We start from the raw sequence: 11,963 nt of genomic DNA, 5'->3' as shown, positions 1-11,963 counted from the left end.
GTCTCCGAGGGCAAAACCCGACGCGAAGCGATCCGCTGCCTCAAACGCTACGTCGCCAGGGAACTCTACGAACTCATCGTCCAGACAACGAGCCACACCGGGCAGGGTGCGGTACGCGGTGTCGGCGGCGGTCAACCAGCCCATCGTCTCGTGGTCGTCGCCGCGCCGCTCAATCCGCCGGTACGCCTCCGCCGGGTCCACGGTGAGCAGGAAGGTAACCTGCGGGGGCGGGAAGACCCGGTAGCCGACCCGGGCCAGCCGCTCCCAGCGCTGCCCGCCGTGCGCCCGGATGCTGGCGTACTGGCAGGCGGAGTAGCGGTCCATCACCGCCGTGCGGCCGGTCACCAGGCAGCTCAGCAGCGCGGCGGCGATCGCCAGCCAGCGCAGCACCGACTCCACGGCCAGCACGCCGTTGCGCCCCACCAGGCGCTGCGCGTCGGGGCGGCCGAGCCGATTGGCGAGCCGGCCGAGCCAGCGCCGGCCGCCGGCGTTGCGGTGGTAGGTGGCAGGCCGGCCGGCCGCGGTGAGCGCGTCGGCGAGCCGGTGCGCCTGGGTCGTCTTGCCCGAACCGTCGATGCCGATCAGGGCGACGCGGCGAAGTCGGGCCTTGCCGCCGGTCGCCCGCAGTGATCTGGCCACCCTGCACAGGTTATCCGACCGGCGCTCGCCTCCCGGCGGTTTGCCCGATTGATGGCCCGGTGACCAGTCTCCGATCGCCCCCAGGTGTGGGTGGCGGGCGGGCCGGGTACGCAACGTCATTTCCGACCGCCTGTCCACCTTCACGACGACGGGAGAACCAGATGGCCGAGCGCGGGGACGAGAGCCTGTTGCACACCCTCAAGCGGGTCGCCGCCGTGCTCAAGCAGAACGACATCCCCTTCGCCCTCGGCGGCAGCTTCGCCGTCTACGCGCACGGCGGCCACTCCAGCGAGCACGACGTGGACTTCCTGCTCCGCGAGGAGGACGTCGAACGGGCGATGGAGGCGCTGGTCGCCGAGGGCTTCACGGCCGAGCGCCCACCGGAGGACTGGCTGGTCAAGGTCTACGACGAGGGGCGGATGGTGGACCTGATCCACCGACCGATCGAGACCCCGGTGACCGAGGAGACCTTCGCCGACACCGTGGTGCGCCCGGTGGACGCCATCCACATGCCGGTGCTGTCCGCGACCCGGCTGATGGTGCACAAGCTGCTCAGCTTCTCGCAGCACTACTGCGACTTCGCCCGCGGCCTGCCGCTGGCCCGCTCGCTGCGGGAACAGATCGACTGGGAACGGGTACGGAAGGAGACGCAGCACTCGCCGTACGCCGAGGCGTTCCTGGTGCTGCTGGACCGGCTCGACGTGGTGCCGTACGGCGGCACGCCCGTGCCGTACGCCCGCACCCCCGAGGGAGAGGAGACACCGTGACCGAGCATGGTGCCGGCCCGCCCGACGAGTACGTCGAGGCGGAGATCCACCGGCTGCTCGCCGAGGATCCGGACGTCGCCGAGCAGGGAATCACCGTGGTCCACCGGGAACGCGGCCTGGTCCTCTACGGCGAGGTGGAGACCCCGCACCGGCGGGAGGAGATCCTCCGGCGGGTCTCGGAGCGCTTCCCGGACCTGCCGATCACCAGCGACATCGGGGTGATCCGCGCGCAGGCGCCGACCCAGGTCGAGGAGCTGCCGTGAGGGGGGTCCGACGATGATCCGGATCGCCGCCGTCGGCGACGTGCACGTGGACGAGGACGTGGTCGGCCGGTTCCGTCCGGCCCTGGAGGAGCTGCCGGACTGCGCCGACGTGCTGCTGCTCGCCGGGGACCTGACCCGGCACGGCACCGAGTCCGAGGCGCGCTGCGTGGCCCGGGAGTTCGGCGGGCTCGGGGTGCCGGTGATCACCGTGCTCGGCAACCACGACCACCAGTGCGACCAGGTGCCGCAGGTGGTCAAGGTGCTGGAGGACGCCGGGATCACCGTGCTGGAGGGGACGGGCACGGTGGTGGAGTGCGCCGCCGGCCGGCTCGGCGTGGCCGGGGTCAAGGGCTTCGGCGGTGGCTTCGCCGGCCGGTGCGCCAGCGACTTCGGGGAGCCGGAGATGAAGGCCTTCGTCCGGACGACCAACGAGAGCGCCGAGGCGCTGGGGAAGGCGCTGCGCGAGCTGGACTGCGACCTGCTGGTCGCGCTCACCCACTACTCCCCCGTGCCGGACACGCTCGCCGGCGAACCGCTGGAGATCTATCCGTTCCTGGGGTCGTACCAGCTGGGCCAGGCGATCGACTCGGCGCCGACCGCGCTGGCCCTGCACGGGCACGCCCACGCGGGCACCGAGCGGGGCACCACTCCCGGCGGGGTCCGCGTCCGCAACGTCGCGCACCCTGTGATCAAGCAGGCGTACAGCATCTTCCACCTCGGCGATCACCTCGAATGATCTCCCAGGTTTCCGGGATCGGAGAGCCGGGTATTCAGCCGCCATGGAGCTGATTCTCTGGATTCTCGCAGTCGTACTCGTGGTCGCCGGCATCCTTGCGCTGTTCCGCCGGCAGATCCTGTGGGGCGTCGTCCTCATCGTGGTGGGCCTGCTGGTCGGCCCGGGTGGTGTCAGCATCTTCAATTGACGCTGGTTTCGCGTCACCGGACCCGCCGGGGTCGTCGCTTCCGGAATCTCCGTCCTCCCAGACCTGGAGATCCGGCAGCGAGACCCCGCGCCGTGCGTCCGGGGCAGCTCAACAGCTGAGCCGACGTGGGGGCCCCGGCCCGGCCGGCCCGCCGCGCGTCCGCGCCTCAGCAGCGCGGCACGTTCGGGATCCACCCGTCGTAGCCGGTGTAGACGTACGCGTCGGAGATGTACCGACCTGAGCCGATCCGGTCCCAGATCGAGCTGGTGCCGTACGTGCCGGTGACCGTGGTGCCGGTGGTCTGGCAGTAGATGGTCACCGTGGCGCCGTCGGCGACCGAGCCGACCGCGCTGTAGCCGGTGCCGGGGCCGGAGCGCACGGTCAGGTCCGCGCCGGCGGTGTTGACGGTGCCGGTCGCGGTGCCGCTGGAGCAGGCGTTGTCGCTGGTGTAGGTCTTGGTGCCCCAGTACAGCGCCAGCGCGCCGTTGAACCGGACCTGAATGTCGTTGCCGCTGAGCCGCTGCTCGTAGTGCAGGTGCGGCCCGGTGGAGCCGCCGGTGCTGCCCACCCAGCCGATCACCTTGCCGTAGCCGACGGTCTGGCCGACCGAGACGTTGAAGCCGTTGAGGTGGGCGTAGTAGGTGGTGTAGCCGCCGCCGTGGTCGATCCGGACGTACTTGCCGTAGCTGGTGCCGCCGAGGTCGGTGACCCGGTCGACGGTGCCGGGGGCGCTGGCCACCACCGGGTCGCCGAGGTCGTCGGTGCGGTTGAAGTCGATCGCGTACGCCGGGCTGTGGTCGGACCGAGTCTGCCCGGACCAGGACTGGCCGCAGGGGAATGGCACCTTGAACGTCGGCGCGGCCAGCGCGGGGCTCGCCGGGGCCACCAGGGCCACCGAGGCGAGCAGCGCGGCCGCGGCCAGACTCCACCACCGTCTACGCATCCAGCACCTCCAATGTTGAGATTCTTCAATCTGCTGGGCATAGCGTGGCAGAAACCTCCATCGATGGGAAGTGGCACGCGGTGCAGGTCGCGACTACTGCGCGGGAGCGTGCCCACGGCCGGTGGGGCGGGTTTCGGGATTGTTACCGGGCCGTGTCCGGCCAGGGCTGGACCGGAGGTCATGCAAGCGCTTACATGTGGAGACGACCATCGGACCGGCGCGGCTTCGACTCCTCCACGCGCCGGCAAGGAAGGAGAACGGCATGGCGTTTGCCAGATCACGCCAGGCTCTCGCGATCGCCGGCGTACTGGGGCTGGCGCTCGGCGCCACCGCCTGCGGCACCGGCAACGACAAGAAGAGCAGCAACGCGGGCTCCGCGGAGTGCGCCGCATACGAGAAGTACCAGGGCCACGACGGCAAGAAGGTCACGATCTACTCGTCGATCCGGGACATCGAGGCCGACCGCCTGGAGCAGTCCTGGAAGCAGTTCGAGGACTGCACCGGCATCACGATCGACCACGAGGGCAGCGGCGAGTTCGAGGCCCAGCTGGGTGTCCGCGTCGACGGTGGCAACGCCCCCGACCTGGCCTTCATCCCCCAGCCGGGTCTGCTCAAGCGGTTCGTCGACGCCGGCAAGGTCAAGACGGTCGGCGCCGACACCAAGGCGCTGGCCGAGCAGAACTTCACCCCCGACTGGCTGAAGTACAGCACCGTCGACGGCAAGCTCTACGGCGTTCCGCTCGGCTCCAACGTCAAGTCGTACGTGTGGTACTCGCCGAAGACCTTCAAGGAGAAGGGCTGGCAGGTCCCGACCACCTGGGACGACCTGATCAAGCTCAGCGACACGATCGCGGCCAGCGGCACCAAGCCGTGGTGCGCCGGCATCGAGTCCGGTGACGCCACCGGCTGGCCGGCCACCGACTGGATCGAGGACGTCATGCTCCGGACCCAGGGTCCGGAGGTCTACGACCAGTGGACCACCCACGGCATCCCGTTCAACGACCCGAAGGTCGCCGACGCGGTGAACAAGGCCGGCACCATCCTCAAGAACGAGAAGTACGTCAACGGCGGCTTCGGCGGCGTGAAGAGCATCGCCACCACCTCCTTCCAGGAGGCGGGCGTCCCGATCACCACCGGCAAGTGCGCGCTGCACCGCCAGGCGTCCTTCTACGCCAACCAGTGGCCGCAGGGCACCAAGGTGGCCGAGGACGGCGACGTCTTCGCCTTCTACTTCCCGGCCATCGACCCGGCCAAGGGCAAGCCGGTGCTGGGTGCCGGCGAGTTCGTCGCGGGCTTCGCCGACCGTCCCGAGGTCCAGGCGGTGCAGACCTACCTGGCCTCCGGCGAGTACGTCAACAGCCGCGCCAAGATCGGCGACTGGCTGTCGGCGAACAAGAAGCTCGACCTGGCCAACGTGCCGAACCCGGTGGACAAGCTCTCCGTCGGCATCCTCCAGGACCCGAAGACCGTCTTCCGTTTCGACGGCTCGGACCTGATGCCGGCCGCGGTCGGCGCGGGCACCTTCTGGAAGGGCATGGTCGACTGGGTGAACGGCAAGGACACCGCGACCGTCCTCAACGGCATCGAGGGCAGCTGGAAGTGATCTGAGTTGTGGCCCGGTCCGCGTCGCGGGCCGGGCCACCACCGCAACCGAGCCCTTGAGGGAGGGTCGATGGACTGGCTGGAGGAACAGCCCAAGTTCTTCATGCTGGGGTACGGGCTGCTCGCCTTCGTCGTGGTGGTGGGCGGGCTGCTCCTGCTGCTCGACGTGGTCCCCGCCTGGTTCGCCCGCCGCCGGGAGGCGCAACTGATCGCCGCGTCGGCGAGCGGTGCCCCACTGCCCCGCCGACCGAAGCAGCGGGAGGGGCTGTTCGCCCTGTTCTTCCTGCTGCCGACGCTGCTGCTGCTCGCCATCGGGCTGGTGGTGCCGGCGATCCGCACCACGCTGCTCTCCTTCATGGACGCCGGCAGCAACGACTGGGTGGGCCTGCGCAACTACGGCTGGATGTTCTCCGAGGACTCGATCGTCCGGGTCCTGCTCAACACCCTGGTCTGGGTGCTGCTGGTCCCGCTGGTGGCCACCTCGTTCGGCCTGCTCTACGCGGTGATGGTGGACAAGGCCAGGTTCGAGGCGGTCGCCAAGTCGCTGATCTTCCTGCCGATGGCGATCTCGTTCGTCGGCGCCAGCATCATCTGGAAGTTCGTCTACGCCTACCGCGGCGACGGCCAGGAGCAGATCGGCCTGCTGAACCAGATCGTGGTCAGCCTCGGCGGCGAGCCGGAGCAGTGGCTGCTGGAGTCGCCGCTGAACACGCTGCTGCTGATCGTGATCATGGTGTGGATCCAGGCCGGCTTCGCCATGGTGGTGCTCTCCGCCGCGATCAAGGCGATCCCGGCGGACATCGTGGAGGCCGCCCGCCTCGACGGGGTCACCCCCTGGCAGATGTTCTGGCGGATCACCATGCCGAGCATCCGGCCCGCGCTGATCGTCGTGGTAGTGACGCTGTCGATCGCCACGCTCAAGGTCTTCGACATCGTCCGGACCGCGACCAACGGCAACTACGACACCAGCGTGATCGCCAACGAGATGTACAACCAGGCGTTCCGGTACGGCCAGAACGGGCAGGGCTCGGCGCTGGCCGTCTTCCTGTTCATCCTGGTGGTCCCGATCGTGATCTACCAGATCCGCAACCTGCGTCAGCAGCGGGAGGGCTGAGATGAGCACCGCCACGCCCACGGTCCCGGCCGGCACCCAGGCCACCGGGAAGACCACCACCGCCGGACGCGTCCGCAAGCGGCTGAACAGCCGTACGGCCACGCTGATCTCGATCGTCATCGCGCTGCTCTGGACGATCCCGACCTTCGGCCTCTTCGTGTCCTCGTTCCGGCCGGAGGACGAGATCAAGAGCACCGGCTGGTGGACGTTCTTCACCAACCCGCAGTTCACCCTCGAGAACTACCAGGAGGTGCTCTTCGGCAGCTCCTCCTCCTCGGGTCAGCTCGCCAGCTACTTCATCAACTCGCTGGCCATCACCATCCCCTCGGTGCTGTTCCCGCTCGCCTTCGCGTCGCTCGCCGCGTACGCGCTGGCCTGGATCAACTTCAAGGGCCGGGACTGGCTCTACATCGCGATCTTCGCGTTGCAGATCGTCCCGCTGCAGATGGCGCTGGTGCCGCTGCTGAAGTTCTTCTCCACCGGCGTCACCGTCGCCGGCGTCACCCTGATGCCGGCCTGGGACCTGGTGGACGAGCAGAAGTTCGCCCAGGTGTGGTTCGCGCACACCTGCTTCGCGCTCCCCTTCGCGGTGTTCCTGCTGCACAACTTCATCTCGCAGCTGCCCAGGGACCTGATGGAGGCGGCCCGGGTCGACGGGGCCACCCACCCCAAGATCTTCCGCACCATCGTGCTGCCGCTGATCACCCCGGCCCTGGCGGCCTTCGGCATCTTCCAGTTCCTCTGGGTCTGGAACGACCTGCTGGTCGCGCTGATCTTCGCCGGGGGCGGCAACGAGACCGCCCCGCTGACCGTCCGGCTGGCCGAGATGGCCGGCACCCGGGGCAACGAGTGGCAGCGGCTGACGGCGGGCGCGTTCGTCTCGATCGTCGTACCGCTGATCGTGTTCCTGTCCCTGCAGCGCTACTTCGTCCGCGGCCTGCTCGCCGGCAGCGTCAAGGGCTGAGGTCTCGTACCGCCGCCGCCCGTTTCCCGGGCGGCGGCGGTCACGGCCACGGAGCGGGGGAACATCGTGACGAAGATTGATGACGTCGCCCGACTCGCCGGGGTCTCGACCGCCACCGTCTCCCGGGCGCTGCGCGGCCTGCCGACGGTGTCGGCCGCGACGCGCCGCCGGGTGCTCGCCGCCGCCGAGCAACTCCAGTACGCCGTCTCGCCGAGCGCCTCGCGACTGGCCGGCGGCCGGACCGGGACGGTGGCCGTGGTGGTCCCCCGGATCACCCGCTGGTTCTTCGGCACCGTCGTGGAGGCGGTCGAGGAGTTCCTCCACGAGGCCGGGTACGACCTGCTCCTGTACAACCTGGGCGGCCGGGAGCAGATCCGGCAGCGGGTGCTGCGCACCGCCAACCTGCACAAGCGGGTCGACGCCATCATGCTGGTCGCCACGCCCCTGCGACCGGCCGAGCTGACCGCGCTGACCGCGCTGGACCTGCCCGGAATCATCATCAGCTCCGGCACCGTGGTGCCCGGCTGGCCCTGCGTCCGGATCGACGACGTGGCCGCCGCCCGCACCGCCACCCGGCACCTGCTCGACCTGGGGCACCGCCGGATCGCCCACATCTCCGGCGACCCCGACGATGAACTGGCCTTCACCACCCACCTGGACCGACGGCGGGGCTACCGGGAGGCGCTGCGGGCGGCCGGGATCCGCCCCGACCCCAGCCTCGACGTCGAGTCGCAGTTCACCATCGACGGCGGCAACCGGGCCACCGCCGAACTGCTCGCCCGGGGCGAGCCGCCGACCGCGATCTTCGCCGCCTGCGACGAGATGGCGATGGGTGCGATCACCGCGCTGCGCGACGCCGGGCTGCGGGTGCCGCAGGACGTCAGCGTGATCGGCGTCGACGACCACGACCTGGCCAGCGTGCTCGGGCTCAGCACCATCGCCCAGCCGGCCGCCGAGCAGGGCCGGCTCGCCGCCGGCTGCTGCTCGACCCGCTCGGCACCCGCACCACCGGCCCGTACGCCGGCCGGGTCCCCGACCAGCGGGTCGGGGGCCGGGACGACCCGCCGACCCCCCCGGTGATCCTGCCCACTCGGCTGGTGGTGCGTGAATCGACCGCACCGCCGCGGGCACACTGAACGGATTCGACCGCACCACGGCTCGACACAGGGAGAAGGCTCTGAACACCGACGCGAGGCACCAGGAACAGTCCGGTGGCCCGGCCACCGGGTGGTGGACCGAGGCCGTCATCTACCAGATCTACCCGCGCTCGTTCGCCGACTCCGACGGCGACGGGGTGGGTGACCTGCCGGGCATCACCGCCCGGCTCGGTCACCTCGCCGAGCTGGGCGTGGACGCCGTCTGGCTGTCGCCGTTCTACCCGTCGCCGCAGGCCGACGCCGGGTACGACGTGGCCGACTACCGGGACGTCGACCCGCTCTTCGGGCGGCTGGAGGACGCCGACAAGCTGATCGCCGAGGCTCGCGCCAAGGGCCTGCGGGTGATCGTCGACCTGGTGCCCAACCACACCTCCTCGGCGCACCGGTGGTTCACCGCCGCCCTGGCCGCCGCCCCGGGCAGTCCGGAGCGGGCCCGCTACATCTTCCGGGACGGTCTCGGCCCGGACGGCGACCAGCCCCCGAACGACTGGCAGAGCGTCTTCGGCGGCCCCGCCTGGACCCGGGTCACCGACCCCGACGGCCGGCCCGGCCAGTGGTACCTGCACCTGTTCGACACCGGCCAGCCCGACCTGAACTGGGACAACCCGGAGGTCCGCGAGGAGTTCCAGGACGTGCTGCGGTTCTGGCTGGACCGGGGCGTCGACGGCTTCCGGGTCGACGTGGCGCACGGCCTGATCAAGCAGGCGACCTGGCCGACTGGCAGGAGCCGCAGGAGATCCTCTCCGGCAACGAGGTGGCGAAGCCGCGGCCGCCGATGTGGGACCAGGACGGCGTCCACGAGATCTACCGGGAGTGGCGCCGGCTGCTCGACACGTACCCGGGCGAGCGGATCCTGGTCGCCGAGGCGTGGGTGGAGCCGGCGGAGCGGCTGGCCCGCTACGTGCGCCCGGACGAGATGCACCAGGCGTTCAACTTCGAGTACCTGCTCGCCTCGTGGACCGCGCCCGCCCAGTACGCGGTGATCACCCGCTCGCTGGAGGCCACCGACAGCGTCGGCGCGCCGACCACCTGGGTGCTCTCCAACCACGACGTGGTGCGGCACGCCTCCCGGCTCGGCCTGACCATCGGCGGCGGCCGGCCGAACGGCATCGGCATCGGCGACCCGCAGCCGGACGCCGCGCTCGGCCTACGCCGGGCCCGCGCGGCCAGCCTGCTGATGCTGGCCCTGCCCGGCTCCGCCTACCTCTACCAGGGTGAGGAGCTGGGGCTGCCGGAGCACACCACGCTGCCGGACGAGGTCCGGCAGGACCCGACCTGGGAGCGCAGCGGCCACACCCAGCGCGGCCGCGACGGCTGCCGGGTGCCGATCCCGTGGGAGGCCGACGCCCCGTCGTACGGCTTCGGACCGACCGACGCCAGCTGGCTGCCCCAGCCCCCGCTCTGGGCCGAGTACGCCCTCGACCGGCAGCGCGGGGTGCCCGGCTCGACGTACGAGATGTACCGCACGGCGCTGCGGCTGCGGCGCGAGCACGGGCTGGCCCGGGGTCCGCTGCAGTGGCTCTCCTCCGGCGACGAGGTGCTGACCTTCCGCAACGGCGGGCTCACCGTGCTGACCAACTTCGGCGCGGCGGCCGTCCCGGCGCGGCCGGGGAGGTGCTGCACAGCAGCGCCCCGCTGGACGCCGACGGCCGGGTCCCCACCGACGTGACGGTCTGGGTCCGCGCCTGACCCACTGCCGCTCCGCCGGCCCCGCGCTCGTCCGCGGGCCGGCGGACCGGCACGGCGGGCGCCTCGGGCACGTCACCCGGTTCACCCCAGCACCCGGTTGACTCGCTACAGACCTGATGTCGTGAACGACTCAGCCGTGCGCCCCGCCCGGCAGCGGTCGGCCCGACATCAGGCCGGCCTGAATCGTCTACGACATCAGGTCCGTAGCGTCCTGGCGGCACCCGGCCCGGTAGATCCGCCGGCCCAGCGCCAGCGCCGCGCAGCCTGACCTCGGACGGCACGGCACGGCACCACCCGGCGGCGAGCGGTCAGAGTTGGTCGGCGCGGGCGTGCAGCAGGTCGTGCACCGCCTCGATGTCCTCCGGCGAGGACCGGGAGGCGCGCCAGTACATCAGGCCGGTGGGGATGAAGAAGAGCTGGAACACGGCCAGCCCGACGGCGTAGTTCAGCGGCGGCGGGAAGGCCGACCGCAGGCCGTGGAAGGCCACCCCGACCAGGCCGTTGCCGGCCGCCCGGCCCACCCCGTTGACCAGGTTGCCCAGGCTGTAGACGGTGCCCCGGTGCTCGGGCGGGTTGACGTCGGCGATCAGGGCGAACCAGTTCGGCGAGTTCGCCGAGGTCAGCGCCAGCGCGATCACGGCGGCGAGCAGGCTCAGGCCGACCGTCGGCTCGGTCAGCACGCTGGCCAGCACCGCCCGGACCACCGCCCCGCCGCCCGCCCCGTCGGGCACCACGATGCGGATCGGCACGAAGAAGAGGACCAGGTAGAACGGCACGGCCGCGAGGATGCCCACCGCCGCGACCAGGGCCCGCCCCCTCGGGGTACGCCGTTGCAGCGCGTCGCCGGCCAGTCCACCGACGATGGAGAACACCCCGCCGAGCTGGAACAGCGTGGCGAAGACGCTGCCCACCACCACCGCGGTCGCCGACGAGTAGCCCTGGGCCTCGGCCCGTTGCGCGAAGAGCACCGGCAGCCAGACCAGCGAGCCGAACGCCGCCTGCGCGGTCAGGCCCTGCAGGATCAGCCACCGGTTGGTCCGCCGGTGCAGGATCCGGGGCAGGTCGGCGCGGGTGATCCGGTAGTCGTACTCGGCCCCGGCGTTGAGCGCACCGGCCAGCTCGGGCTCGCTCTGCCCGCGCCGGATGTCGTACGTGAAGAGATAGGCCAGGGTGGCGGCCAGCCCGACCACGGTGAGAGCCAGGAACGGACGCCGCCAGTCGGTGGCTCCCAGCAGGCCGCCGGTGAGCGTGCCGGCCAGCGTCCCCACCCCCTGCGACAGCCCCCAGAAGCTCATCACCAACCCCCGGCGGCGGGGCGAGATCAGGTCGGTGACCACGGAGAACCCGACCGAGCCGACCGCGCCGAGCCCGACCGCGGCCACCAGCTGCGCGGCCAGGAAGGTCGGGTAGTCCTGGGCGAGCGCGCTGCCGCCGGTGCCGGCCGCCCAGATCAGCGTGCCGACCATGAGCAGCGGCTTGCGGTTCGTCCGGTCCCCCACGTACGCCCAGGCCACCGCCGCCACCGCGCTGACCAGGAAGCTGACCGCGGTGACCAGCCCGAGCAGCCGCTGCGGCACGCCCAGCGCCCCGGAGATCGGCCCGTACAGGGGCGGGACCAGGCCGATCGCCACGTTGTCCAGCGAGGCGAGCACCACGAAGACCACGACGCTGTAGAACCGGTGCGCCGTGCCGCCGCCCCAGGCCCGCGCCGCCCCACCCCTGGTCAAGGTCATGTGCGGCAGCCAATCAGGGCGAGGTCACGATCGCGTCACCGGGGTCGGCCCCGCCCGCTCAGCCCGGCGTCCGGTCGACGGTCCGGTCCCGGGCCTGGGCGTACCGCTCGCGGACGGCGGGGACGGGCTCCGCGTCGTACTCCCGGGTGCCGGCGTCGGCCCACTGCGG

At 71.3% G+C, this 11,963-nt stretch carries 9 protein-coding genes and 3 pseudogenes; 9 read left to right on the top strand and 3 right to left on the bottom strand.

What is annotated here, in order from left to right; translation table 11 throughout:
- Positions 1-639 (bottom strand): hypothetical protein (locus tag JNW89_RS14415; protein ID WP_238449326.1); only part of this gene is annotated, 639 nt, incomplete at its 3' end.
- On the opposite strand from JNW89_RS14415, the gene JNW89_RS14410 reads away from it, so the two are divergent.
- From JNW89_RS14410 to JNW89_RS14395, 4 genes and pseudogenes are all read left to right on the top strand, one after another.
- Positions 627-1,406 carry a nucleotidyltransferase gene (locus JNW89_RS14410; RefSeq protein ID WP_375155092.1) on the top strand — a complete coding sequence of 260 codons (780 nt, stop codon included), beginning with the start codon at positions 627-629 and terminating at the stop codon, positions 1,404-1,406. The two genes, JNW89_RS14415 and JNW89_RS14410, sit on opposite strands and share 13 nt — an antisense overlap.
- Positions 1,403-1,669 carry a hypothetical protein gene (locus JNW89_RS14405; RefSeq protein WP_088960633.1) on the top strand — a complete coding sequence of 89 codons (267 nt, stop codon included), beginning with the start codon at positions 1,403-1,405 and terminating at the stop codon, positions 1,667-1,669. Before JNW89_RS14410 ends, JNW89_RS14405 begins: the two co-directional genes overlap by 4 nt.
- Positions 1,670-1,682: 13 nt before the next feature.
- Positions 1,683-2,458 (top strand): annotated as a pseudogene (locus tag JNW89_RS14400) (metallophosphoesterase).
- Positions 2,449-2,592 (top strand): GPGG-motif small membrane protein, encoded by a 144-nt coding sequence (locus tag JNW89_RS14395; protein ID WP_165947907.1) that lies wholly within the window; start codon positions 2,449-2,451, stop codon positions 2,590-2,592. Before JNW89_RS14400 ends, JNW89_RS14395 begins: the two are co-directional and overlap by 10 nt.
- A gap of 166 nt (positions 2,593-2,758) precedes the next feature.
- On the opposite strand, the gene JNW89_RS14390 is transcribed toward JNW89_RS14395, so the two are convergent.
- Complete coding sequence (locus tag JNW89_RS14390; RefSeq protein WP_238449323.1) at positions 2,759-3,535, bottom strand: M23 family metallopeptidase; 777 nt, start codon at positions 3,533-3,535, stop codon at positions 2,759-2,761.
- 262 nt (positions 3,536-3,797) lie between these two features.
- Between JNW89_RS14390 and JNW89_RS14385 the strand changes: the two genes are divergently transcribed.
- From JNW89_RS14385 to JNW89_RS14365, 5 genes and pseudogenes are all read left to right on the top strand, one after another.
- On the top strand, positions 3,798-5,138 hold the full coding sequence (locus tag JNW89_RS14385) for an ABC transporter substrate-binding protein (RefSeq protein WP_238449322.1): 1,341 nt from the start codon (positions 3,798-3,800) through the stop codon (positions 5,136-5,138).
- Between the two features lie 69 nt (positions 5,139-5,207).
- Positions 5,208-6,251 (top strand): carbohydrate ABC transporter permease, encoded by a 1,044-nt coding sequence (locus tag JNW89_RS14380; RefSeq protein WP_238449321.1) that lies wholly within the window; start codon positions 5,208-5,210, stop codon positions 6,249-6,251.
- 1 nt (position 6,252) lies between these two features.
- Complete coding sequence (locus tag JNW89_RS14375; RefSeq protein WP_154942333.1) at positions 6,253-7,215, top strand: carbohydrate ABC transporter permease; 963 nt, start codon at positions 6,253-6,255, stop codon at positions 7,213-7,215.
- Positions 7,216-7,281: 66 nt separating this feature from the next.
- Positions 7,282-8,351, top strand: a pseudogene (locus JNW89_RS14370) (LacI family DNA-binding transcriptional regulator).
- Between the two features lie 41 nt (positions 8,352-8,392).
- Positions 8,393-10,061, top strand: a pseudogene (locus JNW89_RS14365) (alpha-amylase family glycosyl hydrolase).
- A 308-nt stretch (positions 10,062-10,369) separates the two neighbouring features.
- Here the strand turns inward: JNW89_RS14365 and JNW89_RS14360 are convergent.
- Entirely contained in the window at positions 10,370-11,794 is a 1,425-nt protein-coding gene (locus JNW89_RS14360) for an MFS transporter (protein WP_238449319.1), read from the bottom strand.
- Between the last annotated feature and the right edge of the window lie 169 nt (positions 11,795-11,963).

Source organism: Micromonospora sp. 4G55 (assembly GCF_016803375.1).
Note: the sequence above shows the minus strand (reverse complement) of the source record. Positions and strands in the feature narration are given on the sequence as shown.

Excerpts from the sequence above, each read along its gene's own strand:
- JNW89_RS14390 (WP_238449323.1), bottom strand. The coding sequence starts at position 3,535 with ATGCGTAGACGGTGGTGGAGTCTGGCCGCGGCCGCGCTGCTCGCCTCG.
- JNW89_RS14385 (WP_238449322.1), top strand. The coding sequence starts at position 3,798 with ATGGCGTTTGCCAGATCACGCCAGGCTCTCGCGATCGCCGGCGTACTG.
- JNW89_RS14380 (WP_238449321.1), top strand. The coding sequence starts at position 5,208 with ATGGACTGGCTGGAGGAACAGCCCAAGTTCTTCATGCTGGGGTACGGG.
- JNW89_RS14360 (WP_238449319.1), bottom strand. The coding sequence starts at position 11,794 with ATGACCTTGACCAGGGGTGGGGCGGCGCGGGCCTGGGGCGGCGGCACG.
- JNW89_RS14375 (WP_154942333.1), top strand. The coding sequence starts at position 6,253 with ATGAGCACCGCCACGCCCACGGTCCCGGCCGGCACCCAGGCCACCGGG.
- JNW89_RS14395 (WP_165947907.1), top strand. The coding sequence starts at position 2,449 with ATGGAGCTGATTCTCTGGATTCTCGCAGTCGTACTCGTGGTCGCCGGC.